16 protein-coding genes and 1 pseudogene are annotated in these 24,642 nt (G+C 66.5%); 5 read left to right on the forward strand and 12 right to left on the reverse strand.

The genetic code is table 11. From position 1 onward, the window contains the following. The first annotated feature begins 29 nt into the window (after nt 1-29). Nucleotides 30-410 carry a glycine cleavage system protein GcvH gene (gene gcvH, locus IFT60_RS11520; protein ID WP_192052121.1) on the forward strand — a complete coding sequence of 127 codons (381 nt, stop codon included), beginning with the start codon at nt 30-32 and terminating at the stop codon, nt 408-410. A 131-nt stretch (nt 411-541) separates the two neighbouring features. Further along, the gene (gene gcvP, locus IFT60_RS11525; RefSeq protein WP_192052122.1) at nt 542-3,427 is read left to right on the forward strand and encodes an aminomethyl-transferring glycine dehydrogenase; all 2,886 of its coding nucleotides are present in this window, start codon (nt 542-544) and stop codon (nt 3,425-3,427) included. A gap of 94 nt (nt 3,428-3,521) precedes the next feature. Here gcvP and IFT60_RS11530 read toward each other — a convergent pair. Beyond that, nucleotides 3,522-5,211: pseudogene (locus tag IFT60_RS11530) on the reverse strand (methyl-accepting chemotaxis protein); the annotation flags it as partial. Between the two features lie 213 nt (nt 5,212-5,424). Between IFT60_RS11530 and IFT60_RS11535 the strand changes: the two are divergent. Next, on the forward strand, nt 5,425-6,444 hold the full coding sequence (locus tag IFT60_RS11535; RefSeq protein WP_192052123.1) for a DUF3108 domain-containing protein: 1,020 nt from the start codon (nt 5,425-5,427) through the stop codon (nt 6,442-6,444). Here the strand turns inward: IFT60_RS11535 and IFT60_RS11540 are convergent. Next, entirely contained in the window at nt 6,441-8,603 is a 2,163-nt protein-coding gene (locus IFT60_RS11540) for a TonB-dependent receptor plug domain-containing protein (protein ID WP_192052124.1), read from the reverse strand. The two genes, IFT60_RS11535 and IFT60_RS11540, sit on opposite strands and share 4 nt — an antisense overlap. Nucleotides 8,604-8,824: 221 nt before the next feature. On the opposite strand from IFT60_RS11540, the gene IFT60_RS11545 reads away from it, so the two are divergent. After that, nucleotides 8,825-9,799 (forward strand): IS1595 family transposase, encoded by a 975-nt coding sequence (locus IFT60_RS11545; protein ID WP_192052125.1) that lies wholly within the window; start codon nt 8,825-8,827, stop codon nt 9,797-9,799. Between the two features lie 82 nt (nt 9,800-9,881). Here IFT60_RS11545 and IFT60_RS11550 read toward each other — a convergent pair whose 3' ends face one another. From IFT60_RS11550 to IFT60_RS11590, 9 genes are all read right to left on the reverse strand, one after another. Then, on the reverse strand, nt 9,882-11,567 hold the full coding sequence (locus IFT60_RS11550) for a peptide chain release factor 3 (protein ID WP_192052126.1): 1,686 nt from the start codon (nt 11,565-11,567) through the stop codon (nt 9,882-9,884). Between the two features lie 145 nt (nt 11,568-11,712). Further along, nucleotides 11,713-16,386 (reverse strand): pilus assembly protein, encoded by a 4,674-nt coding sequence (locus IFT60_RS11555; protein ID WP_229510818.1) that lies wholly within the window; start codon nt 16,384-16,386, stop codon nt 11,713-11,715. 32 nt (nt 16,387-16,418) lie between these two features. After that, entirely contained in the window at nt 16,419-17,024 is a 606-nt protein-coding gene (locus tag IFT60_RS11560) for a pilus assembly PilX family protein (protein WP_192052127.1), read from the reverse strand. Between the two features lies 1 nt (nt 17,025). Beyond that, nucleotides 17,026-18,186 (reverse strand): PilW family protein, encoded by a 1,161-nt coding sequence (locus IFT60_RS11565; RefSeq protein ID WP_192052128.1) that lies wholly within the window; start codon nt 18,184-18,186, stop codon nt 17,026-17,028. Between the two features lie 10 nt (nt 18,187-18,196). Continuing rightward, a complete protein-coding gene (locus IFT60_RS11570) occupies nt 18,197-18,622 on the reverse strand; it encodes a PilV family protein (protein WP_192052129.1) in 426 nt (141 codons plus the stop codon). Continuing rightward, a complete protein-coding gene (locus IFT60_RS11575; RefSeq protein ID WP_192052130.1) occupies nt 18,619-19,248 on the reverse strand; it encodes a pilus assembly FimT family protein in 630 nt (209 codons plus the stop codon). The genes IFT60_RS11570 and IFT60_RS11575 overlap by 4 nt, the downstream gene beginning before the upstream one ends. Continuing rightward, on the reverse strand, nt 19,245-19,658 hold the full coding sequence (locus IFT60_RS11580; RefSeq protein WP_192052131.1) for a type IV pilin protein: 414 nt from the start codon (nt 19,656-19,658) through the stop codon (nt 19,245-19,247). Before IFT60_RS11580 ends, IFT60_RS11575 begins: the two co-directional genes overlap by 4 nt. A 147-nt stretch (nt 19,659-19,805) precedes the next feature. Beyond that, a complete protein-coding gene (locus IFT60_RS11585; protein ID WP_197986299.1) occupies nt 19,806-21,125 on the reverse strand; it encodes a sensor histidine kinase in 1,320 nt (439 codons plus the stop codon). 1 nt (nt 21,126) lies between these two features. Next, on the reverse strand, nt 21,127-21,801 hold the full coding sequence (locus IFT60_RS11590) for a response regulator transcription factor (protein WP_192052132.1): 675 nt from the start codon (nt 21,799-21,801) through the stop codon (nt 21,127-21,129). Nucleotides 21,802-22,095: 294 nt separating this feature from the next. Here IFT60_RS11590 and IFT60_RS11595 point away from each other — a divergent pair, with 294 nt between their 5' ends. Beyond that, nucleotides 22,096-22,908: a Crp/Fnr family transcriptional regulator gene (locus IFT60_RS11595; RefSeq protein WP_192052133.1), complete on the forward strand. Its 813-nt coding sequence runs from the start codon at nt 22,096-22,098 to the stop codon at nt 22,906-22,908. Nucleotides 22,909-22,973: 65 nt separating this feature from the next. Here IFT60_RS11595 and IFT60_RS11600 read toward each other — a convergent pair whose 3' ends face one another. After that, nucleotides 22,974-24,443, reverse strand: coding sequence for a CHASE3 domain-containing protein (locus tag IFT60_RS11600; protein WP_192052134.1), 1,470 nt, complete (start codon nt 24,441-24,443; stop codon nt 22,974-22,976). Nucleotides 24,444-24,642 lie beyond the last annotated feature (199 nt).

The following is a 24,642-nucleotide window of genomic DNA, read 5'->3' on the forward strand; positions in this document are numbered from 1 at the left end:
ACGCCACCATCCACCCTGGAGTCTTTTACATGAACATCCCTACCGACCTGAAATACACCGAGTCCCACGAGTGGGTCCGCCTCGAAGAAGACGGCACCCTGACCGTCGGCATCACCGAGTACGCGCAGGACGCACTCGGCGACATCGTGTTCGTCGAACTGCCGCAGGTCGGCAAGGCTTTGACGGCGGGCCAGGACGCCGCCGTGGTCGAGTCGGTGAAAGCCGCCAGCGACATCTACGCGCCGGTCGCCGGCACCGTCGTCGCCGTCAACCAGCCGACCGCCGACGCGCCGGACTCGATCAACGAAGATGCCTACAGCGCCTGGCTGTTCAAGCTGCAGCCGACCGATCCGAACGCGATCAACGGCCTGCTCGACGCCGACGCCTACGGCAAGACGACCGACAATTAATGTTGTAATGCCTTGCGGTGTCCCCATCTGCACCGCAAGGCTGCTTTACGCACAAAGCTGCATCAGCGCCTGAATTCCCTACCATCGACCGGCCGGCCCCGCCAGCCACCGTCACTCATTTGGCCACCACCATGACCCGCTCCAGCCTCACCCAACTCGAAGCCCGCGATTCCTTCATCCCGCGCCACATCGGCCCATCGACCGCCGAAGAAGCGGCGATGCTGGCCACGCTCGGCTACCCGTCGCGCGCCGCGCTGATCGATGCCGTCGTTCCCGCCAACATCCGCCGCAAGGACAAGCTCGACCTGGGCGAATTCTTCGAGCCGCTGCCGGAGCAGGCAGCACTCGCCAAGCTGAAAGCCATCGCGGCGCAGAACAAGGTGATGAAGTCGGTCATCGGCCAGGGCTATTACGGCACCCACACGCCGCCGGTCATCCTGCGCAACATCTTCGAAAACCCGGCCTGGTACACCGCCTACACCCCGTACCAGCCCGAGATCTCGCAAGGCCGCCTGGAAGCGATCCTGAACTTCCAGCAGATGATCACCGACCTCACCGGCATGGGCATCGCCAACTCGTCGATGCTCGACGAAGGCACCGCCGCTGCCGAAGCCATGACGCTGATCCAGCGCGTCGGCAAGTCGGCGTCAAAAGTATTCTACGTGGCCGACGACGTGCTGCCGCAGACGCTGGAAGTGATCCGCACGCGCGCCGAACCGATCGGCGTCGAAGTGCGCACCATCGCCGCCGCCGAGATCGAATCGCTGGAAGAGACTTGCTTCGGCGTGCTGCTGCAATACCCGGGCGTGAACGGCGAAGTGCGCGACTACCGCGTCGCCTGCGAAAAGCTGCATGCGGCCGGCGCCATGGTCATCGTCGCCGCCGACCTGCTGTCGCTCACCATGCTCACGCCACCGGGCGAATGGGGCGCGGACGTGGTCGTCGGTAACAGCCAGCGCTTCGGCGTGCCGCTCGGTTTCGGCGGTCCGCACGCCGGCTACCTGTCCACGCGCGACGAATTCAAGCGCTCGATGGCCGGCCGCCTGGTCGGCGTCACCGTCGACGCGCAAGGCCAGTCGGCCCTGCGCCTGGCGCTGCAGACGCGCGAACAGCACATCCGCCGCGAAAAGGCGACCTCGAACATCTGTACCGCGCAGGTACTGCTGGCCGTGATGGCCGGCATGTACGCGGTCTACCACGGCCCGCAAGGCTTGAGCCGCATCGCCCGGCGCGTGCACCGCATGACCGGCATCGTCGCAAATGGCCTGCAGCAGCTGGGTTACAAGCTGGCCAACGCGACGTACTTCGACACGCTGACGGTTGCCACCGACCGCGCCGCAGAGTTGCACACTGCCGCTACCGATGCCGGCGTCAACCTGCGCCGCGTCGACGACAACCACGTCGGCCTGTCGCTCGACGAAACCACCACCCGCGAAGACATCGCCCTGCTGTTCTCGATCTTCGCCAACGGCCAACCGGTCCCGGACGTCGAGTCGCTGGACAAGGATGCGGCTGACGCTTTTCCTTCGACTTTGGCCCGCACCAGCGCCTTCCTGACCCACCCGACCTTCAACCGCTACCACGCCGAGCACGAAATGCTGCGCTACCTGCGCGGCCTGGCCGACAAGGACCTGGCGCTCGACCGCACCATGATCCCGCTCGGTTCGTGCACGATGAAGCTGAACTCGACCTCGGAAATGATCCCGGTCACCTGGCCCGAGTTCTCGAACATCCACCCGTTCGCCCCGGATGACCAGACCGTCGGCTACCGCGAGATGATCAGCCAGCTCGAAGCGATGCTGTGCGCCGTCACCGGCTACGCCGCCATTTCGCTGCAGCCGAACGCCGGCTCGCAGGGCGAATACGCCGGCCTGCTGGTCATCCAGAAATACCACCAGGCGCGCGGCGAAGGCCACCGCAACATCTGCCTGATCCCGTCGTCGGCGCACGGCACCAACCCGGCCTCGGCCAACATGGTCGGCATGCAGGTGGTCGTCACCGCCTGCGACGAGAACGGCAACGTCGATCTGGCTGACCTGAAGAAGAAGGCCGAGCTGCACAGCGCGAACCTGGCCTGCGTGATGGTGACCTACCCGTCGACCCACGGCGTGTTCGAAGAAGGCATCCAGGAACTGTGCGAGATCATCCACTCGCACGGCGGCCAGGTCTACATCGACGGCGCCAACATGAACGCGCTGGTCGGCGTGGCCGCGCCCGGCGCATTCGGCGGCGACGTCAGCCACCTGAACCTGCACAAGACCTTCTGCATCCCGCACGGCGGCGGCGGCCCCGGCGTCGGTCCGATCGGCGTCGGCGCCCACCTGGCCCCGTTCCTGCCGAACCAGCGTTCGACCGGCTACGTGCGCAGCGAAGACGGCATCGGCGCGGTCAGCGCGGCGGCCTACGGCTCGGCTTCGATCCTGCCGATCTCGTGGATGTACATCGCGATGATGGGCGCGGAAGGCCTGACCAACGCCACCGAGACCGCGATCCTGAACGCCAACTACATCGCGCGCCGCCTGGCCCCGCACTACCCGGTGCTGTACACCGGCCACGACGGCCTGGTCGCGCACGAGTGCATCATCGACCTGCGTCCGCTGCAGGACAAGACCGGCATCTCGAACGAAGACGTCGCCAAGCGCCTGATGGACTTCGGCTTCCACGCCCCGACCATGAGCTTCCCGGTGCCGGGCACCTTGATGATCGAGCCGACCGAGTCGGAGTCGAAGATCGAGATCGACCGCTTCATCGAGGCGATGATCACGATCCACGCCGAGATCGTCAAGGTCGAGCGCGGCGAGTACGACAAGATGGACAACCCGCTGAAAGGCGCGCCGCACACGGCGGAAGTGGTGACGGCGGACGATTGGCAGCACACCTATTCGCGCGAAGTGGCAGCCTTCCCGGTGGCCTCGCTGCGCAAGAAGAAGTACTGGCCGCCGGTGGGGCGTGCGGACAATGTGTATGGTGACCGCAACCTGTTCTGTGGATGTGCGCCGATCAGCGATTACGAATAATCGTCGGTAGGTGAATGAAACGGCGGCGCAGAGTTGTTCTCTGCGCCGCCGTTGTGTTTTTGCGGGCTGTGCGTCTGTGCACGCTTCACGCTGNATCGCAAATGCGGCCTTGGCGTTTTGCGCCGCTCCACCTTGGGCGCGCTGGCGTCGCGCCGGCCGTCCTTCAATACTTCGCGCATGTCGGGTTCGGCCACGCTCGACGAGCGCGGCGGCGGTTCGGGCGGCAGCACCGCCTCGTCGAGGCGGAAGGTCGCCACCGCGCGCGACAGGGTCAGGGCCTGCATCTGCAGGGTGCGCGCGGCGTCGGCCGCCTCTTCCACCAGCGAGGAATTGCGCTGCGTGACCTGGTCCATCTGCACGATCGCCTCGTTCACTTCCGACAGCCCGCTGGCCTGCTCGGCATTCGCGGAACTGATCTGGCTGATGATGTCGCCCACCTGCTGCACCGACATCGCAATCGTCGCCATGCTGCTGCCGGCCTGCGCGGCATACGCCGTGCCGCCCTCGATCTCGGCCACCGACTGGTTGATCAATTCGCGGATTTCGCGCGCGGCGCTGCCGGTGCGCAGCGCCAGCGAGCGCACTTCGCCCGCCACCAGCGCGAAGTCGCGGCCATGTTCGCCGGCGCGCGCGGCGTCGAGCGCCGCGTTCAGGGCCAGCGTGCCTGTCTCCACCGCGATCGCATCGATCTGCTGGGTGATCTCGCCGACCCGGCAGGCGCTGCCCTTGACCGACGCCATCGTCGTCACCAGCCGGTCGGCCACGTTCTCGCCCTGCTGGGCGACGCTCGATGCCGATTCGGCGAGCCGGTTGGCGGCTTGCGCGCTGTCCGCGGTGAGGTGGACGGTGGCGGCCAGTTCCTGCATCGAGGACGCCGTGTGTTCGAGCGAACTGGCGCGGAACACGGCGCGCGTAGTCAGGTTCAGGTTGCCGAGGGCGAGGTCGCGCGAGGCCGAACCGATCGAGCGCGCCGATTCGAGGATGGTGCGCAGCGTGCCGTTCAGGTTGCGGATGCTGGCGTTCAGGGCGCGCGAGGTTTCCGCGATCTCGTCGTTGCCATAGACCCGCTCCTTGACCGTCAGGTCGCCGCTGGCCAGGTCGACCGCGGCGGCGCCGATGCTGCGGATCTCGTCGAGCAGCGCACGCCGCACCGCCACCGTGATGCGCAGCGAGACCGCGCTGGCCAGCACGATCACCAGCGGCATCAGCCAGGTCATGGCGCGAAACTCGGCGGCGGCATTGTTCGACGCTTCCTGCGAGAGCTGTTGTTCGAGCTGGGCCAGCGCGTTCAGGCGCTGGGCGACGTCGGCAAACGCCGATTCCGCCTTGCTCATCGCATTCGCGCTGATCGACTGGTCGTCGCGCGCCAGTTCGATCACGTCGACCACGGCCTGCACGTAGCGGGCATAGGCGGACGCGGCGCCGTCGACGAAGCGGCGTTCGTCGCCGTTCAGGGGCGTCATGCGCGCCAGCTGCTGCAGGCCGGTGGTGGTCAGCGCATGCTGGCGGTGGATGTCGTGGATCAGCGGCTCGATCCGGCTTTTCGGGAAGCTGCCGCCGATCCAGGTTTGCAGCTGGTAGATTTCGGCGTGCCCGCGCTGGGCGCTGAACACCAGCGCGTTGGCGGCGCGCATGTGGCCCGCGCGGCGCCCGACGATGTCTTCCAGCGAGGCGTTCTGGCGCACCATCGCATACCAGGCGCCGCAGGACAGCAACACCAGCAGCACCAGCACGACACCCGGGGCCAGCAGCAGTTTGGGGCCGATCTTCAGGCGCGAGAGCATGTCAGCGCTCCTCGGACGGGACAGGATGTACGGCGCTGGCGGGCGCCACAGGGGAATGCAGGTGCTGGAACATGAGAGCCTCGCAAGTCGAGAATGCGCGATATTTCCTTAACGCATTTGACGAATCTACGGCATCGGCCCGGCGCCGCCCTTGCGCTAAATCAACACCGTCCCGTGGGTGGACAATTGCAGACAGGTCGGTACACTAGCGCCATGAACATTGCCGTCCACCTGGCCCGGCACCGGCGCCTGGCGGCGTGGGTCGGGCTTTCCCTGCTGTTGCACCTGCTCGCACTGGCCCTGATCGACACCCTGGTCCGTTCTCCTGCGCCGCCGGAGATCGGCACGCCGCTGGCGCTGCGCCTCGCCGCCACGCACGCGGCCGCCCCGCCGGCGGATATGCAGCCGACGCCGGAAGCGCCTGCATCGGCACCCACGGCGGCGCCCACCGAAGCGCCGACCGAGCTGCCGCCGACGCCGGTTGCCGTGCACCCGCGCACGCCTGTCGAGGATAGCGCCCCGGAAGCGCCATTGCCAGCGCCGGCCGGTCCCGCTGGCATTGCAGCGATGCCGATGCCCGGCCGCTACCAGGTCCGCCCGCCGCCTTCGGCGCGCCTGTCCTACGCGGTCACGCGCAGCGCACCCGGCCAGCCGGGCCTCGCCCGCGACAGCGCCAGCTTGGTCTGGGAAAAGAGCGGCGGCGCCTACCGCCTGCGCCTCGACGGCGTGCTGGGCAGCCTGCGCAGCGAAGGCGGCGAGGACGACGCCGGCATCGCCCCCAGCCAGGCAAGCCAGGAGCTGGCCGCCAGCGCGCAGACCACGCGCTTCGACCGCGAAGCGCAGCGCATCGAACACGGCGCCGCCAGTTCGCCGCTGCAGCTGGGCAGCCAGGACCGCGCCTCGGTACTGCTGCAACTGGCCGGCATGGGCCTGGCCGATCCGGACCAGCTGCAGGACGTGGTCGAGATCGTGGTCGCCGGCCCCGGCGGCGCGCGCATCGCGCGCTGGCAGGTCGTCGGCAAGGAAGCGCTGGATACCCCTGCCGGCGCACTGGCCACCGTGCACCTGGCGCAGCTGGCCGAACCCGGCGAAGCGCGCATCGAAGTCTGGCTGGCGCCGCAGCGCAATTGGCTGCCGGTGCAGCTGCGCGTCACCGGGGTTGACGGCAGCGTGGCCAACCAGGTCGTCACCGGCATCGAGACCGCATCGGTTGACGCTGCGCCCGCGTCCTAGAGCGTCATTTCGAGCGTGGTGCGCAGTTTGACACCCTCCGGATAAAGCCAGCCGCGCTTCTCGATGCCGCCCGCCGGATCGCTGTAACTCGGCTCGAAGAAGTTGTCCTCGCCGAGCAGGTTCGACAGGGCCACGCGCAGCTGCAGCTTCAGCGTGAACTTCCAGACCGCATAGGTCTCGAGGTCGGTGCGCGCATGCGAATAGAAGCCGCGGTTGGCCGCCACCCGCACCGGGCCGCCGCGCCGGTGCGCCAGGCTGGCGCCGGCCGACAGCGCCCCTTTCTGATAGTCGATCCCGAGGTTCGCGCTGAGCGGCGTCTGCTGCTCAGCGCGGTTATGCGGGCCGGGCACCGAGGCTACGCGCGACCAGTTGCGGCTGACGCTGGCGCGCAGGTCGATCGCCGGCAAGCCATCGCCGAGCGCCGACAGCGGGAATTTGGTCTCCAGATCGAGGCTGCGCATGAGCGCGCGGTCCTCGTTGAAGGGCGTGTAAATCCAGCGCAGGCCGTCGAAATAGATGCGGTTGCTGGTGTAGTTGTCGATGCGCCGCAGCGCTGTGCTGGCCGAGACCATCGCGCCTTGCGCCCAGTAATGCTCCCATGCCGCGTCGACGCCCCAGGCCAGTTCCGGCTTCAAGGCCGGATTGCCCTGGTAGTCGGCTTCGGTCGGACTGTTGTTCTCCCATTCCGCGCGCCGCGGCACCAGGCTGTACAGGTCGGGCGCCTTGTAGGTGCGGCTGACGGCGAGGCGGAACTGGTGGCCGGTCTGTTCGCCTTTTTCATCCGCCAGCTTCCACAATGACTGCACGATCGGGCTGAGGACACTCGACCGCACCCGGGTTGGCGCGATGGTATTGCCGTTGACGTGGGTGCGCACGCCTTCCCAGCGCGCGCCGAGATACACGGACCAGCGTGGCGTCACTGTCCATTCGTCCTGCGCGTAGGCGGCGGCGCGCAGCACGCGCGCGGCGAAGGTCTCGACCTCCGGCTGGCCCGGCGGCAGCACCCGTACCGCGTCGCGCTCGGTGCGCAGGTCCTGGCTCTCGTTGAAGCCGGCATCCCAGCCGATGGCCAGCACGTGCCGGGCGCCCGCCTGGCGCGCGAACTTGCCGGTGCTGGTCGCGCCCTTGGCACGCGTCCCGGTGCCGACGCTGCCATGCGTCGCCAGGCGTCCCGCCGCATCGAACCCGGTGCGCCGCACCAGCGTCTGTGCGCGTGTGCGCTCGACGCCGAGTTTGGTCTCGAACTTGGCGCCGGAGGCCAGCGCCCGGCTCCAGCGCAGGTCGGACTTGAGCATGCGGTCGTCGAACTTGCCGTAGGTGTGCAGGTCGGGAACCGGCGGCGCGCTGCCGATCGAGGTCGTGACCAGCCCGTCGGCCGCGTTGCGGAAGCTGCTGCCGTTGACCAGGCTTTCCCATTCGAGGCTGTCGCCGTTCTCCAGCGTCCACTTGAACTGGGGCGCGAGGTTGAGACGATTCATGCGGCCGTTTTCCCCGGTCGCCGTGGCCCGGTCCAGGTCGACCACGCCGTCGGGCCGGGTATTGAGCTGGTAGCCGGTCCAGGTGCGGGACAGGCCATCGTGGTTGCCGCTGGCCACGAACGACCAGGACGAACGCTCGCCGCGGTCGGCCAGCTGGGTGCTGAAGGTCGGCCCGCGGAAGTCTTCCGACAGCAGGTAGCCGAGCTTGGCCTCGCGCTCGCGCTTGCGCACCTTCTTGCGCAGCACGAGGTTGATGGTGCCGGCCACCGACTCGGTCGAGAATTCGGCCGTGGCCGTGCGCAGCACTTCGATGCGCTCGATCATTTCGGGTGGCAGGCTGTCGAGCGTGAAGCCGGCCGGGGCGCGCACGCCGTTCACCAGCACCTGGGTATAGCCGCCGCCCAGCCCGCGCATGCGCACTTCCATACTGCGGCCGGAACCCGTGGTGACCGTCACGCCCGGGATGCGCTTGAAGACATCGAACACGCTGGCGTCGCCATGGCGTTCGATCTCTTCGCGGCCAATCAAGAATTTCGAGGCCGTATCGTCGCGGCGCGGATCGTAGGCCGCTCCCTTGACGTCGACCCGGGCAATGGCACCGTCAGCGGTTTGCTGGGCCAGGGCCGGGGCAGACAATCCGGCAAGGAGAATGACGAGATAACGGCGCTGCGGCAGCTTCATGCTCCAGTGCTCCAGTAAAGTTGTTCGACTTGTCAGAACAACTATATGCCACTAATGAGCAACATGTAAACTTGATTTGGAACTTTTTATTGCTATTAAATAGCAATTTAATCTTCCCAATGGGAGAATAAAAAGTCGCTGTCACCGTTCGCTATGGATGAGGATTGAACTGCTGAGCTGTTTCGTGGTCGAACCCGTATCGCCATCGATAGGGATCTGCCATGAAAGCGCCAGGGTTCAAGAAGTGGTTCGCGGCTTTACCGACACTGAATCAGCCGCAGCGGCTACGGGTACTTGAGGCCTTGCGGCCGGCGGCCGGGCTGCACCAGCTGCTCGCGCTGATCGACCAAGTGCGCGGCCCCGTGCGCCGCTGCCCGCATTGCTGCTGTTCCGGCTGGCACCGTCATGGCCACGCGAACGGCCTGCAGCGTTATCGCTGCCGCCAGTGCCGGCGCACCTTCAACGACCTCACCGGCACGCCGCTGGCAAGGCTGCGGCTGCGCACCAAATGGCTGGACTACCTCTCTGCGCTGCTCGCGTCGCGCCCGGTGCGTGCAGCGGCAGAGCAGCTGCAAGTGCACCGCAATACCGCATTCAGATGTCGCCACCGTTTTCTCGAGCGGGTCAAGGACGACCGGCCCGTGTGCCTGAACGGCATCGCCGAGGCCGACGAAATGTTCCTGCTCGAATCACAGAAAGGGTCGCGCAAGCTCGACCGGGCACCGCGCAAGCGCGGCGGCGCAGCGGGCAGGCGCGGCATCTCGCGCGAGCTCGACTGCATCCTGGTGGCGCGCGACCGCAGCGGCCGGACAATCGACGCCGCCACCGGGCGCGGCGCCCTGAACAAGGCGCAGCTCGAACGCCATTTGCTGCCTTACCTCGACCGGCAAGTGCTGCTGGTCACCGACGCGCATGCGGCCTACCGCGCCTTCGCACGTGCGCACGGCATTGCGCACCAGGCCGTCAATCTGCGCGCCGGCGAACGCATCCGGCGCGAGGCCGCGGGCGCTATCCACGTTCAGAATGTGAATGCCTATCACCGCCGCTTGCGTGAATGGCTGGCGCGGTTCCACGGCATCGCGTCGCGCTACCTGCCGAATTACTTGGGCTGGCGGCGGGCGCTCGATGGCGGCAAAGTGACTTCTGCAGGTCAATTGTTGCGCCTGGCGATCGGACCCATCCACAGCGAACGGTGACAGCGCCAATAAAAAAGGACCCACGTTTTACCATGAGTCCTTTCTGGCACCGGCGGCGAAGTTGCCGCCACAGTGAACGTTTTTAGCCCAGCTTGGCCGCGTGCTCGCGCGTCGCGTGGAAGGTCAGCTTCGGCCAGCGCTCCTGGGTCAGGCGCAGGTTCACGCCCGAGGTGGCCAGGTAGGCCAGGTTGCCGGCCGCATCGTAGGCGACGTTGTGGCCGAGCTGCGTCTCGAAGTCGGCCAGCGACTTCTTGTCGTCGCTCGACACCCAGCGCGCGCTGCTGATGCTGGAACCCTCGAACACGGCATCGACGCCGTATTCGTTCAACAGGCGGCTCGCCACCACTTCGAACTGGAGCACGCCGACCGCGCCCAGGATCAGGTCGGAACCGAGCACCGGCTTGAACACCTGCACCGCGCCCTCCTCACCCAGCTGCTGTAAACCCTTGTGCAGCTGCTTCATTTTCAGCGGATTCCGGATGCGCACCGTGCGGAACAGGTCCGGCGCGAAGTACGGGATGCCGGTGAAGGTCAGCATCTCGCCTTCGCTGAAGCTGTCGCCGATCTGCATGTTGCCGTGGTTCGGCAAGCCGATGATGTCGCCCGCGTAGGCTTCCTCGACCTGCTCGCGCGAGGAAGCCATGAAGGTCACCACCGACGACAATTTCACTTCTCTGCCCAGCCGCAGGTGCTTGACCTTCATGCCCTTCTCGAAGCGCCCCGAACACACGCGCAGGAAAGCGATGCGGTCGCGGTGGGCCGGGTCCATGTTAGCCTGGATCTTGAAGACGAAGCCCGAGAACTTCGGCTCGGCCGGCTCGACGGCGCGCACCGTGGCGTCGCGCTCGCGCGGACCCGGGGCCCAGTCGACCAGCGCCGACAGGATCTCGCGCACGCCGAAGTTGTTGATCGCCGAACCGAAGAACACCGGCGTCTGGATGCCGGCCAGGAAGCGCTCGAGGTCGAACGGGTGGCTGGCGCCGTGCACCAGCTCGACTTCCATTTTCAGCTGCTCGATCTCGAGCGGGAACATCGCGGCCAGCTTCGGGTTGTCGATGCCCTTGAGGATCTCGAAAGCGCCGTCGGCTTTCTCTTCGCCGGCCTTGAACAGCATGATCTCGTCGCGCAGCAGGTGGTAGACGCCGCGGAAGTTCTTGCCCATGCCGATCGGCCAGGTCACCGGCGCGCATTCGATCTTCAGCACCGATTCCAGCTCGTCGAGCAGTTCGAGCGGGTCGCGCGTTTCGCGGTCGAGCTTGTTCATGAAGGTGACGATCGGCGTGTTGCGCATGCGGCAGACGTCGAGCAGCTTGATCGTCTGCGCTTCCACACCCTTGGCGGCGTCGATCACCATCAGCGCCGAGTCGACCGCGGTCAGCACGCGGTAGGTATCTTCCGAGAAATCCTGGTGGCCCGGCGTATCGAGCAGGTTGATCACGTGGTCGCGGAACTCGAACTGCATCACCGAGGAGGCGACCGAAATGCCGCGCTGCTTCTCGATGTCCATCCAGTCGGAGGTGGCATGGCGGCCGCTCTTGCGGCCCTTGACGGTACCGGCGAGCTGGATCGCGCCCGAGAACAGCAGCAGCTTCTCGGTCAGCGTGGTTTTACCGGCGTCGGGGTGGGAAATGATGCCGAAGGTGCGGCGGCGTTCCACTTCGCGCGTGATTGCGGCGGCGGCGGTTGTGGATACAGGCGTGCTGGTAGCAGCGTCGGGCGTGTCGTCGCCAGGGACGCTTGCGGCGAGGATGTCAGGATCGTTGGACATAGTCGAGCCCCATTGGCCCAGATAAAGAAAACCCTCGATTTTACCGATTCCGGGGCGCATCGTGTGAAGAGAATGTAGCGCGCCAAAGCAAAAGCGCGGCTGCATTGAAGCAGCCGCGCCTGGAGAGCTTACCTATGGGTACAAGTTATTCGCGCACCCGGCGCCAGCCAGCGCGCGAGGCGCCCTCCGAATTGGCGGCCGCCACCTGGGTCGTGATCATGGTGCCGTCGGCATTCGTGGTGATCTGCTTGAGTTCACCCGACGGCAGGCTGATCACGATCGAGCCGACCGCCGCCGCAGTGTTCGACAGTGCCTGTCCTGCCACCATCATCATCTTGACGCCGTCGGTATCGTCGGTATCGACCGCCACCAGCGGTTCGCCGGTGCAGACATTGACCTGGTAGACGTTGCTGGTGCCGCCGACTTCGCAGGCCGATGAGCTGCTCGGCATGTTGGTGACGACGTTGAGCGAACCGGCGACGATCTTCGGGTCGAGGTTGACGCGCTCGCCGGCGTTCTGGTCGAAGTCGATGAACCAGCCGTTCTGGGTCGCGAGATCGACCTTGACGCCGTTGATCGTATAGATCGACGTCTTTGCAATCCGGCTCAGCTTCTGCTGCGCCATGCTCGAGGTCGCGCGCAGGTCCGGAATCGTCTGGCCCTTGTCGACCAGGACATAGGCGCTCTGGGTCGCCAGGTTGCCGATGTCTTCGATCGCCAGCAGGCGCCCGGTGCCGAAGGCGACCACGCGCTTCAGTTCACCCGTCTCGGTCCCGGTAGCGGCGTTGCCGCTCGGACGGCACTGGGTCACGTCGGGGCGCGTCGTCACCGGACGGCTGCTGCCGGCGTCGCCCATCTTCAGAAGCTTCGGTGCGCCGCCGGCGGTGAAGTCGAAGCGCCACATGCGGCCCAGGTTGTCGCCGCCGTAGATGTAGGTCACCAGCGGATCGGTGTTCGGGTTGGCGCTGATCGCCGTGATGCGCGCCAGGCCCGAAGGCGTGGTCGCGGTGACGTCCTTGGTGCCGGTGCCGCTGCCCTCGTACACGCGGCCGGTGCTGGTCTTCGAGAGCACCGCGCCGGTGGCCACGTCGACCACGTACAGGTAGCCTTCGCCGCTGCCGTTGTCGATCTCGTCGGTGCCCTTGATGTTGTTGTAGCCCGAGGTCAGGAACACCACCCAGCGCTCGACGCCGCTGCCATCCTTCCAGGTGCCGAACTGCGGATTGCCAAAGGAGAGGCCGATGTCGGCGTCGAAGTTGACGCCGCTGCACACGGCCGCGTCGGCGCACAGTTCCCACAGCGCCTTGGGCGCGGCCGGGTCGGTGACGTCGAGCGCATAGTAGCCGCGCCCGCCTGCATTCAGGCCGCCCACCAGCACCGAGCGCCACGCGCCGCCGATCTTCACGTCCGCCACTTCGGGCGAGCCGTCGACCGTGAACTGGTGGCTGCTGGCATAGGTGGTGCTGGCCTGCCGGTACAGTTTTTTCATGGTGATGCGCGGCGCATAGGCCCAGAGTTCGTCGCCGTCGGCGGCATCGAACGCATGCAGCATGCCGTCGTTGGCGCCCACGAACACGGTCGCCTTGCGGCCTGCATTGGCGGTCCTGAAGTCGAGATAGTCCCGGTCCGGGTAGGCCTTGCGCGGGTCGCGCAGGTAAGCGGGCTTGGACGAGGCGACGTCGCCCAGCACCAGCGGCAAGGGCACCGCTGGGCCGCCCTTGCTGGCGTCGGTCATGGTGTAGGCGCGCAGCAGCTTGTCGTCAGCGTGCTGCTGCTGGCCGCGCAACCAGTTGACGATGTTGGCGCCGTCGTTGACCTTGGCGCGATCGAGGGCGGTCAGGGTCACGCACTGCGCCAGCTGCGCGCATTTGTCGTCGAACCAGGCCTGCTCGGCAGCGGTCATCTCGTCGAACTTGAAGTTCTTGAGGACACGCGCGGCCGAATCAAACATCAGGATGGTGCGGCTATCGGCGGCGGCAGCGACCTTCTTGCCGAGCGTTTTCGACGAGGTCCACTCTGGCTCCGCGTTGACGACGCCGTCGACCGGATTGATCTTCTTGCCCTGCAGTTCGCCGAACCAGCGCACCGTGGTGAAGGTGGCCGCGAAGATGTCGTTGTCTTCGGCCGAGATGTTCGGGGTCGAGGTCGCGGCCGCCGCCGCGGCGCCGAGCGTGACCTCGATGTCCGAGAGCGCCTTGCCCAGGCCGTCGATCACCTGCAGCGGATCGGAGGCGCTGAAATACTTGCCATGGCCGTTGATGGCGGCATGCCACAGGTCGTCCACGCGCGACTGGTAGGCCGCGCTGCCGGAATCGTCGCCGGTGGACGGGTTCGGCCAGATCCAGGGGCCGTTGTTGTTCCACGGGCAGCCACTGGCGACGCCGGTGATCAGCTTGTGGAAGTCGCTGCCCGACTCGGGTTGTTTGTCGTAGTCCTTGTCATAGGTCATGAGACCGTCCACGCCGAGGCCGAGCGCATAGGTGTTCATGTGCAGGCGCGTGTTGCCGCCGGCGCCGGCGGCGACGTTGCCGTTCGGCGCGTCCCAGTTCTCGAGCGTGGGCCGCAACGAGCTCACCTTGTCGTTCGAGCCGCCGTTGTACCAGTACAGGGCGACGTCGGCCAGCGAATTGGCAGTCTGCGCGCTGGGGTCGACGCAGCCGGTGGCGCGCGAGCAGAAGCGCGCCACGCTCTCCTTGTTGTCGTTGTTGACCACGTCCGCGGCGGCGGCGCCGTTCCAGTAGCCGTCGGTGGTGACGAAGGTGAAGTTCTGCTGGCACGGGAACTGGATCACCTCCTTGCCCGACGCGTAGTTGTACGGCGCGCGGTTCGCATACATCTTGCCAACCGAATGCAGCGCCTGGCGGATCGGGGTCGAGCTGGTGCCGGTCATCGCGTACAGCGCGCTGTACCAGCTGCTGCGCGCGGCGCCGGTGAACGGCTTCGGTCCGGTCATGGCGCCTTCGGCGGCGGCCACCGACAGCGCGACGATGCCGACGTTGTAGTTGTCGCCGATCGGCCGGAAGGCCTGGCCGACGGCCGTCTTCATCATCTGGTTGCGCGTCTTGTAATAGGCATACCAGTTGGCGAAGTTGGTCATCTCTTCGTCGTAGGTGCAGGTGGCGCCGGCGCAGTCTTCGCGGGCCGCGTCGCGCGGATAGCTGTCGCGACTGGCGACGATGTCGGTGCGCACGAAGACCGAGGCGCCGAGCGGCGTCACCGTGGTCGGGATGCCGTTGCTGACCGCGGCCTGGGCGGTGAAGCTCAGGTAGACACTCTTGCCGTTGGCGTTGTTGGTCAGCGTGCCGAGCGTGATGTTCTGGCCTTCGCGCGACAGGCTGTCGGCGACGAGGCAGACCGTATTCTTGGCGGCGTCGGCGCAGGCGAGCGATTCGGTGGTTTTGCCGACATAGGCCCTGACGGCGTTCTTGGTGCCGATCTGGCCGGCGATCGCGGCCGCCACCGCCTCGGCGTTGATGCCGCGGCCAAATTGCAGTTTGCTGCCGAACAGCTGGGTGCCGCCCAGCGCGACGCCGCCCAGTTCCTGGTTCTTGCCGCTGTTGTTGTTCGCCGTGCCCGACACGGTGAGGAGCGCCGTCACGTTGGTGGCGCCCGAGACGATCAGGCTGCGGCCGGCGCGGCTGCCGTCGGTCACGAGATCGCATTGGCTCTTGTTGCTGACACCGGTCGCACAGTTGATCGGCACCACCGCCACCACGTTGTTGGTGTCGAGGGTGATGCCGTAGCTGGAGCAGGCCGGCACGCCGGCCAGCGTCGGCACGCGCACGCAGGCGGTGTACTGCTCGCCGGTGTTTTTCTTGGCGACGATCGACAGCGCCAGCGCGTTGGCGGCGGCGGCCTGGCGCGTGGCGGTGTTGGTACCGTCGTTGGCGACGACCTCGCCGTTGGTCAGCACCTGGGTTCCGCTCGGCGTCACGACCTGCACCTGGCTGATGCGCGTCCTGCTGTCGGAACTCGAGGCGCCGATCGTGATGGTGCCGTAGAAATCGGGATTGCGGGCGGGGTCGGAATAACGCGGGTACTTGTAGTTGCCAACGTACTTGGCCTGGCAATTGGTCAACGCGCGGGTGTCGCACCAGCGTACCGGCGCCGCCACCGGATAGCCGCTTGGCGCCGGTGCGCCGACGGCGGTCACCTTGCAGTTGGTGAGCGTGGCGTTGGTGCAGTATTCGGCGACGTTGATCGTGTAGTAATACGGATTGGCGAAGAAGTACTGGGCCGCGGTGTGGGTGGCGTCCGGATAGGCGTAGCCGGCCGTGTTATAGCCGCAGTTGTTGCTGCTGTCGCACCAGCGCAGGTCGGGGAAGCCGGCCACTAGATTGGTCGCGACGACGGCGTTGCCGAGCAGGTCGACCCGGTCGACGTTGAAAGCGTCGGTCGGCACCCATTTCCATTCCAGCGTCTCGGCGCTCGTCATCGACTTGAACGGATTGCCGGCGGCGTCGACCGGCGGCAGGTAGCGCACCTTCGGGTTGTAATACTGCTTGTTGAAATCGGCGCTGGCGAAGGGCGGGTCGCCGATGCGGCAGCCGCGCGAACTGGCCATCGTGTCCTTGGCGCGGCAGCTGGTGGTGTCGTCGACGTAGTCGGGCGTAAAGGCGCTCTTCATCGAGCCCGAGTTATCGTACAGGAGCATCAGGTTCGGCTTGACCGTGCCGGTGCCAGTGATGTTCAGCAGCGGCAGCGTGGCGATCGCGGTCGGGGCGGCCTGCGCGCCGGGGACCAGAAGCAGGGAAAAAAGCGGGGAAAGTAGCGGGGAAATAAGCAGCGGCGCAATGGCGGCGAGCACTCGGTTCATCATGCGTGTTTTCATTTTCATTGTGCGGGACGCCATCAGGCGCCGATCTGCACCACCAGCTGGTTGACGACATTGCCACCGCGCGCGCCGGCGACGCGGGCGGTGACGACGTAATGCACTTTCGGGATCGCCGCGAAGCGCGGCGCGTCCATGGCCAGGCTCTCGCCGGCCTTGACCGACGAGCCCATGGCCGACGGATTGTCCGAGGTCTGGACGCAGGCGTTGTCCTTGTGGTCGTACGGCAGGTTGCGCGAGCACATGCGGTGGATCACGTACTCGATGCGCTGGTTGTTGACCGTGACCACGCGCCCGCCTTCCCAGAACGCGTCCGAGCGCGTGCTCTGCCCGGCGATCAGGAAGGAAACGTAGCCGTTGGCGGAAGAGTCGCTGTTGAGCAGGGCGCGGTTGCTCTTCGCGGTATCGCTCAGCCACTGGAAGCCCTGGTGCAGGCCGGCGTCGACCGCCCTGCCCTGGGCCGAATCGTAGGCCAGGTTGGCGGCCGTGAGCGTGGTCGAATTGCTCGACTTGAGCAGGTAGATGCTGGAGACGAGCATCACCAGCAGGATGATCAGCACCACGGGCAGCGCGATGCCGCGCTGGGCGCGGCGCGCCGTCGTCGATCGGTTCAGGACTCGGTTCATGTCACGGTCTCCACAACGCATTCTTCAGCGGCACGATGGTTTCGAACACGCGGTAGCGGTAGCAGCGCCAGCCCTCGCTGTCGCCCTCGCCGGCCACGGCCACGTCGACCTTGATCGGCACGGGCGTGACGTCGAAGGGCTCGGCGCTGGCGAACACGGTCGGCAGTACGGCGGTGGCGCCGCAGGCGCCGGCCGCGTTCGGCCGTTCGCGTGTCTTGCTGCGCGCGACCACGGCAATGCGCAGCGCGGCCATGTGTTCGTAGTCGCCGGCGCCGCCGACCTCGCCGTCGCCGTCGGCATCGATCATCGTCGCCGACCATTTGCCGACCCGCAGGCCATCCTTGGGCGCGAAGGCGCCGCCGGTACGCGTGTCGAAGCCGTACTGCGCCTTGATCGAGACGATGTTGTCGGCCACCGTCGCCGGCGCGGCGGCGGCGCCGGCCATGTCGGTCGCGCGCAGCCGCAGGAAGCCGTTGGCGACCGACCAGGTATGCAGCGACAGCCCGGCCGCCGGACCCAGGTTGAAGACGCGCGTGGTGCCGCCACTGAAGTTGCGGCCCAGCGAACCGGTGGCGTAGCGCAAGCCCGAACCGCCGGCCACCGACAGTTTCGCCTTGGTGCCGGGCGCTTCCGACACCTGCGTCAGCGCGCACTTGCCGACCCTGTCCTCGGGCGCCACCACGACCACGTCGCCATTCGCGAAGCCGTACGCTTGCCGGTCGAGGTCGAGGTTGGTGCCGCCGATGTAGTTGGTGATCATGCGTACGGTGCCGGTGCCGCTGAGCGAACTGCCGGAATACAGGCTGATGCGGTCGGAGCCGGTGCCGCCGGACTCGATGATGGCGGCGGCAAGCGGCTTGACCGTGGCGGCGCCGCGCGGCGCGTCGGCCAGCACGAAGCCCTCGTTGTCGACGAACCGGGTATCGCAGCCGAGCAGGATCGGGTCGTTCAGGCCGAAGCCCGCCTGCTGGGCGTCGCCGCTGATCGAGAACATCGCCAGCATCCCGTTCTGCATCGAGTCCGAGCTGCCCAGGGCCGCCGACTTGGCCTGCTCGGACCCGGTAACCAGGCGCGTGGCAAAGCCCAGCGCCAGCAGGCCGATGACCAGGCTGACCAGCAGTTCGACGACCGAAAAGCCGCCGGTGCGCGGATTGGTTCGCATGCGCCCTCTCCTAGATCCAGGCGCGCACGGCGTGGCGGTTGGCCGGCGCGTCGGCCTTGCGTTGCCAGCCGATCGTGATCGCCACCAGGCTGGGCGCGCCGGCGCCGCTGCCGGCGCTGACGGTCACGCTGACGGTCGCGCCGGGAATGTTCTTGCGGGTCGCGCTGTACCACGGCGCCAGGCGCTCGCCCGGCTGGCCGCCGGCGGCCAGCACATAATCGTTCAGGTGGCCGGCGTCGGTCGTCATCACGCCGATCAGGCGCTCGGCGGCGATGGTTGCTTCGGAGCGCATGCCGGCATCGGACAGGGCCGAGTAGGCGCGCGCCTGCAGGCCGATGGTGCCGAGCAGGCCGATCGCTAGCAGCACGGCGGCGAGCAGGGCTTCGAGCAGGGCGACGCCCTGCTGGTGATGAGGCAGATGGCGTGACGGGATCATGGTGGGCACCTTTGAGGATCGGTAACGGCGACGCCGGGCTTGCAGCGGGTGGCGATGCCAGCCAGCGTCAGCACCAGCGCGGAGGCCGGCGCCTGGCCAGCCATCTTCGTGGTCGGTTGCAGGTCGATGCGTTGCAGGCGCGGGCCGATGGCCGGATTGACCCAGCCGAGCGGCGTGAAATACACGGCGCGGGCATTCTCCGCGCCGGTCGATATCGCCAGTTCGCCGCTGGGGGGCAGCGCGTCGGCCACGCGCACCACCGACCTGAAACCGACAGTGGCGCCTTCGGGGTCGGCGCCGGCGGCGGCGAGCGGCGTGGACCAGTTGCTGCTGCTGTCATTGCACGGCGTCTCCGGGCTCGGGAAGCAGACGTCGACGCGCCAGTCGAACTGGCCGTTGCCCGCATTCTTGCTCAGCACCAGCCGGCTGGCGCCGTTGTGGGTCAGCGCCTGGTTGCGCGCCAGCGTGAAGCCTTCGGCATAGAACTGGCCGGCGGCGGCGACCTTGCCGGCGTAGATCCAGGCGTTCATGCGCGGCATGCCGATCGACAGCACGATGGCGAGGATGGCCAGCGCGATCATGGCTTCGATCAGGGTGAAGCCGCGGGTGGGGCCGCAGTGCCTCATTGACTACACTTCCCGCTCTTGTCGCGCACCCAGCAGGTGGCGTTCGCGGTCCAGCCGGTTGGCACCTTGGTCGTGGCGCGCTGGCCGTTCTGGTCGATCGTGAAGACGAAGTTGCTGGTGACATTCTTGCCGGTGGCGGTGATCAGGTAGGCGGTCTCGCTGGCGCTGGCCACGGCAAAGGTGAAGTTCTCGGTATTGGCCGGCAGCCGATTGAAGTCGACGTAGGAATTCGTGTTCGACCAGTGCTGTTCCGCCTGCGGCTGCACGCCTGCAAGGCCGGCATAGGCATCGGTCAGGCGCGCGCGCAGCACATAGCTGCCGTATTGCGGCACCGCGATCGCGGACAGGATGCCGATGATCGCGACCGTGATCATGAGTTCGATGAGCGTGAAGCCAGCCTGAGGTTTCATGTCGGTTCCGAAGGTGAAGGGCACGTAGGAAATCGCCGCGCCGGAAAGAATAGTTGCCGTGGAGAATAATACCGACCGAAGCTTGCATTACCCTGAGGAAATGCTGACGGGAAGCTGACAACCAGATGCTACCGGGTGATTTGTGTCTCAGGGAAATGCAATTGTGAATACTGCGCCGCCGCCGGGCGCGTCGGCAAGGCTCAGTTCGGCGCCATGCAGATTGGCGATGTCACGCACGATCGCCAGGCCCAGGCCGCTGCCATGCGTGCCTTCGTCAAGGCGCACGAAGCGCTCGAAGACCTGCTCGCGCAGGTGCGCCGGGATGCCGGGGCCGTTGTCTTCGACGCGCAGCATGCTGCCGCCTTCGGCCAGCCCGGCGCACCCGACGGTGACGCGTCCGCCGTGCGGGGTATAGCGCAAGGCGTTGTCGACCAGGTTGTCGACCAGGTCGCGCAGCAGGAAGCGGTCGCCCTGCACGGGCGCCTCCCCGAGTTCGAAACCGAGATCGATGTCGCGCTGCGCCGCCTGCTCGACGAAATGCTGGACGCTGCCCGCCACCAGCTCGGCCAGGTCGAGCGGCGCCAGGCGGGCGCGCGCAAACCGGTTCGGTTCGGCGCGCTCGAGCGAAAGCAGCTGGTTGGTCTGGCGGATCATGCGCTCGTTCGCGCCCAGCATCAATTCGACCGAACGGCGGGTATCGGGATCGTGCGCGTGGCGCGCCGCCAGCCATTCCAGTTGCAGGCGCAACCCGGCCAGCGGCGTGCGCAGCTGGTGCGCGACGTTCGCGCGGAACTCGTCCTGGGCACGGGCGCCGGCATCGATGCGGCCCAGCAAGGCGTTGAAGGCGTCGACCACCGGCACCAGTTCGCGTGCCATGCCGTCGTCGTCGAGCGGCGCCAGGTCGCCGCTGCCGCGCGCATCGAGACGGGCGCGCAGGCGCGCCAGCGGCGCCAGGCCATTGCCGACCGAAAACCAGACCAGCCCGACCAGCGCCAGGCTGAACAGCACTTCGAGCAGCACCAGCGAGCGCACGATGGCGGCTTGCACCCCCTGGCGCGCGCGCGTGGTGCGCGCCAAGCTGAGGTGCTGACCGTTCGATCCGGGCACCACGGCCACCGCCACGCGGACCGGCTCGCCGTCCAGCTGCACATCGTGCATGCCTGGGCGCCGCCGTCCTTCCAGCTGGGCCGTGCCGGCCAGCAGCTTGCCGCGACCATCGTGCAGGGCGGCCCAGCTGGCCTCGCCCGCGCCGCTGTCGGCAAGGGCGTTCGCCAGCACGGGTGCGCCGCCGACACGGACACGGGCGGCCAACGCGGCGGCGTCGCCCTGCAAGCCCTCGTCGAAGGCAAGCTGGGCCGGGGTCCAGGCCAGCAGGTAAGTCAGTGCGGCCGCGCCCAGGTTGACGACCAGGATCGGGCCGACCAGCCACTTGAGCAGGCGGATGCGGATGCTGGAAATACTGCTCATCTCAGGCGGCGGGCGCGGCGGCTTCCAAGAGGTAGCCGAAGCCGCGGATGGTGCGCAGGGCGATGCCGGCGCCTTCGAGCTTGATGCGCAGGCGCGAGACGTAGACTTCGACCGCGTTCAGGGTCAGGTCTTCGCCCCAGGGCGCGATGGTATCGATGATCTGCTGTTTGGACACCACCCGCCCCGCCTGCTGCAGCAGGTATTCGAGCACGGCCCATTCGCGTGCCGACAATTCCAGTGGGCGCTCGCCGATGCGTGCGCGCCGTGCGCCGGAATCGAAGACCAGGTTGCCGAGGACGAGGATGCCGGTCTTGGGCGCATTGCGCCGGCCCAGCGCGCGGATGCGCGCCACCAGTTCCGGCGTCGCGAAGGGCTTGATGAGGTAGTCGTCGGCGCCGAGTTCGAGGCCGCGCACGCGGTCTTCGATGGCGTCGCGCGCGGTGAGCAGTAGCACCGGCGTCGTGTCGCCGCGCGCGCGCAGGCGGCGCACGACCTCGTAGCCGTCGATGCCGGGCAAGCCGATGTCGAGCACGGCGACCTGGGGCGGATTGCGCTGTAGTTGGGCGTCGGCTTGCAGGCCGTCGGTCGCCAGTTCGACCTGAATGCCGTGACCCTGCAGGGTACGGGTCAGGCCATCGGCCAGGACGGCGTCGTCTTCGACGAGTAGGACATGCATGCGCGGGCCGGAAGAAATATGGTTACAGGAGCAATCATTATGCGGCAATTCCCTGCGCCACCTGAACAAAAAGCCCGTAAAAAGCCTGATCTACAGCATTTTTCCCAGTAGGACTGGGCTGACACGACACCATGCATAGTGCCTACACAGGGGCAACCCCAAGTCTTATGTTCGCCAACAGACGGAAGCCGTATCGTACACACATCGCGATTAAGACATTGTCAACTTCTAGCAGGTGGCAAGAAAGTCTCGGTAATCGCACTCCATGCAGCAAGTCAGATAAGAGGACAGAAAATGAACAACGCTCAACTCGGTGGTGTCACGCAAAAAGCACAATCGGTCAACCAGCTCCTTTCGACCAAAGACGATATCAAAGCGGCGTCCCGTCCAGTTGTCAGTTTCTCCGGTACCCAGCAAAACGAATTGCTGGGCGCCCTTCCCCGCCAGGACCTGGAAACCCTGTTCGAGCACCTCGAGCTGGTTCCTATGCCTTTCGGCAAGGAACTCTTTGAGTATGGCAGCAAATTGGAATACGTGTATTTCCCTACGACTTCAATCGTGTCGCTGCTGTATGTGATGGAAGACGGCGCCACCACCGAGATCGCCGTCGTCGGCCACGAAGGCGTGGTGGGCGTGTCGCTGTTCATGGGTGAACGCGCCATGTGCAGCGCCGTGGTCCAGAGCGCCGGCTACGGCTATCGCCTGAAAACCCAATACCTGCGCGACGCCTTCATGAAGGGCGGCGCCCTGCCCCAGCTGCTGATGCGCTACACCAACGCCCTGTTCGCCCAGATGGCCCAGAACGCCGTCGGCGGCCGCCACAGCTCGATCGAGCAAAAGCTGTGCCGCTGGCTGCTGGATCGCCTGGACCGTTCGCCAGGCAACGAGCTGAAAGTGACCCAGGAACTGATTTCGATCATGCTCGGCGTGCGCCGCGAGAGCATCACCGCAGCGGCCGGCAAGCTGCAGGACGAAGGCTTGATCCAGTACCGCCGCGGCAACATCACGGTGCTCGACCGCGCCGGCCTGGAAGAATATGCGGGCGAATGCTACAAGGTCGCCAAGACCGAATATGACCGCCTGCTGATGGACGTCGCGGCGCGCTAATACCGTCGGGTGGCGGCTCCACCCGCCACCGCATCACGTTGTTGTTCCATGTTCCGCCCGCGCATTCAAGCGGCGCACTTCCCCAGATCGCCACTACCCACCGCCGGCATGACCGGCGATGGGTCCGGCGGCATCAACGCCAGGCTGCCCGCCTGGGACCCAATTGCCGGAATCCGGGCGCGCACGCACGTGCCCACCCCGTTCACGCCGCGCTCGACGTCGAGTTTCCCGCCCAACAGCAGCGCGCGCTCGCGCATGCCCAGCAAGCCGTGCGACTTCGACCGTGCCAACGCATCCGGTGCGATGCCGACGCCATCGTCGGTCACCTCCAGCGCCAGGCTGTCGTCTTCGCGCGCCAGGTGCACGATCACGCTGCGCGCCCGCGCATACTTGGCGATGTTGTTGAGCGACTCTTGCACGATGCGGAACAGCGCGATCGCATGCATCGGCCCGGCGGAATCGACATCGCCGTCGATCAGCACGTCGCAATCGAGCCCTGTGATGCGCGCGTAATCCTCGCAATAACTCTGCAGGGCCGCGCTCAGCCCCAGGTTGTCGAGCAGGCTCGGGCGCAGGTCTTCGACGATGCGGCGCTTGAGTTGCACCGTGTCGACCAGGGTCGCACGGGCACGCCCCAGCATCGCCGCCAGGTCGGGGCGGCTGGTACGCAACTGCTCGCCGACGGTAGCGAGATCCATGCCGATCGCCGTCAGGTTGGCGCCCATTTCGTCGTGCAGTTCGCGTGCGAGGCGCGATTTCTCTTCTTCCGAAACATGGATCAGGTGACGAGACAGCACCGACAACTGCTCGGTACGGCGCGTAACCGTCGATTCAAGTTGTTCGTTGGCCGCCTGCAAGGCTTCCTCGGCACGCGCACGCGCAGCAAAACTGCGCTGCACCAGCTGGTAGAACAGCAAGAGCACGGCAATCGCCGCGGCATTGATGCCCAGCCCCAGGATCACTGCGTGACGGTACTGGTCGTAAAAGGCGGCGCTGCGCGCATTCAGCAATTCGTTCTGTTCTTTCAGCATGATCACCACCTGCAGGCGGATCTCGTCGCTGTCGCCCTCGGACGGAGCGCCGGTGATGGTCAGGATTTCCTTCAGGCCGCCATCGCGGTAGATCGTCAGCGCCTCGTTCATCATCTGCAGCTGGTGCTCGACCAGCGTGCGCAGCTGGGCCAGGTTCTTTTGCTGCGACGGATTGTCGGCCAGCAGCGCACTGAGTTTGCGCAGCTGGCTGTCGATCTGGGCCGGCGCCCCGTTCACGGTGCCCAGGTAGAGCGGCGAACCGGAGAGGAAATAGCCGCGCAGACTGCTCTCGGCATCGGTGACGAGCAGGTTCAGGTGCTGCAATTCCTCGGTCACCCTGGTGGTCTGGTCTTGCAGGGAGTTGGCCGCCTTGATCGCATCGAGGTTGCGCAACAGGCTGATGCCGTTCGCCAGCAGGATCGCCACGCAGGCGAAGCACAGCAGCGTCTTATAAAGAGGCAAGGAGCGGGGGCGCTTCGGGACGGGGTCGGTGGAGAGATACATCTGCTGGGTTCCTTTCGCGGAACTTGCCGCACCGAGCTGATTATAGTGCTTACAGGCCATTAATGCAGCCTGGCAATCTTACTGTGGTGGTGGGATCAGACAGATGTGCGGCAGTGATCGGCGCCGTGCACAGTCGCTCGGGACAGTATGGCACGGTGCGGACTAGCGCGGTGACGCTCTTGCGGCCGAGCCCGCAGGC

The sequence above is a fragment of the Massilia sp. CFBP 13721 genome, from assembly GCF_014842025.1.
Classification (GTDB): domain Bacteria; phylum Pseudomonadota; class Gammaproteobacteria; order Burkholderiales; family Burkholderiaceae_D; genus Telluria.

Bases quoted from the DNA above. Each gene is read 5' to 3' on its own strand.
- gcvH (WP_192052121.1), top strand. From the start codon at position 30: ATGAACATCCCTACCGACCTGAAATACACCGAGTCCCACGAGTGGGTC.
- gcvP (WP_192052122.1), top strand. From the start codon at position 542: ATGACCCGCTCCAGCCTCACCCAACTCGAAGCCCGCGATTCCTTCATC.
- IFT60_RS11535 (WP_192052123.1), top strand. From the start codon at position 5,425: ATGAACATTGCCGTCCACCTGGCCCGGCACCGGCGCCTGGCGGCGTGG.
- IFT60_RS11540 (WP_192052124.1), bottom strand. From the start codon at position 8,603: ATGAAGCTGCCGCAGCGCCGTTATCTCGTCATTCTCCTTGCCGGATTG.
- IFT60_RS11545 (WP_192052125.1), top strand. From the start codon at position 8,825: ATGAAAGCGCCAGGGTTCAAGAAGTGGTTCGCGGCTTTACCGACACTG.
- IFT60_RS11550 (WP_192052126.1), bottom strand. From the start codon at position 11,567: ATGTCCAACGATCCTGACATCCTCGCCGCAAGCGTCCCTGGCGACGAC.
- IFT60_RS11555 (WP_229510818.1), bottom strand. From the start codon at position 16,386: ATGATGAACCGAGTGCTCGCCGCCATTGCGCCGCTGCTTATTTCCCCG.
- IFT60_RS11560 (WP_192052127.1), bottom strand. From the start codon at position 17,024: ATGAACCGAGTCCTGAACCGATCGACGACGGCGCGCCGCGCCCAGCGC.
- IFT60_RS11565 (WP_192052128.1), bottom strand. From the start codon at position 18,186: ATGCGAACCAATCCGCGCACCGGCGGCTTTTCGGTCGTCGAACTGCTG.
- IFT60_RS11570 (WP_192052129.1), bottom strand. From the start codon at position 18,622: ATGATCCCGTCACGCCATCTGCCTCATCACCAGCAGGGCGTCGCCCTG.
- IFT60_RS11575 (WP_192052130.1), bottom strand. From the start codon at position 19,248: ATGAGGCACTGCGGCCCCACCCGCGGCTTCACCCTGATCGAAGCCATG.
- IFT60_RS11580 (WP_192052131.1), bottom strand. From the start codon at position 19,658: ATGAAACCTCAGGCTGGCTTCACGCTCATCGAACTCATGATCACGGTC.
- IFT60_RS11585 (WP_197986299.1), bottom strand. From the start codon at position 21,125: ATGAGCAGTATTTCCAGCATCCGCATCCGCCTGCTCAAGTGGCTGGTC.
- IFT60_RS11590 (WP_192052132.1), bottom strand. From the start codon at position 21,801: ATGCATGTCCTACTCGTCGAAGACGACGCCGTCCTGGCCGATGGCCTG.
- IFT60_RS11595 (WP_192052133.1), top strand. From the start codon at position 22,096: ATGAACAACGCTCAACTCGGTGGTGTCACGCAAAAAGCACAATCGGTC.
- IFT60_RS11600 (WP_192052134.1), bottom strand. From the start codon at position 24,443: ATGTATCTCTCCACCGACCCCGTCCCGAAGCGCCCCCGCTCCTTGCCT.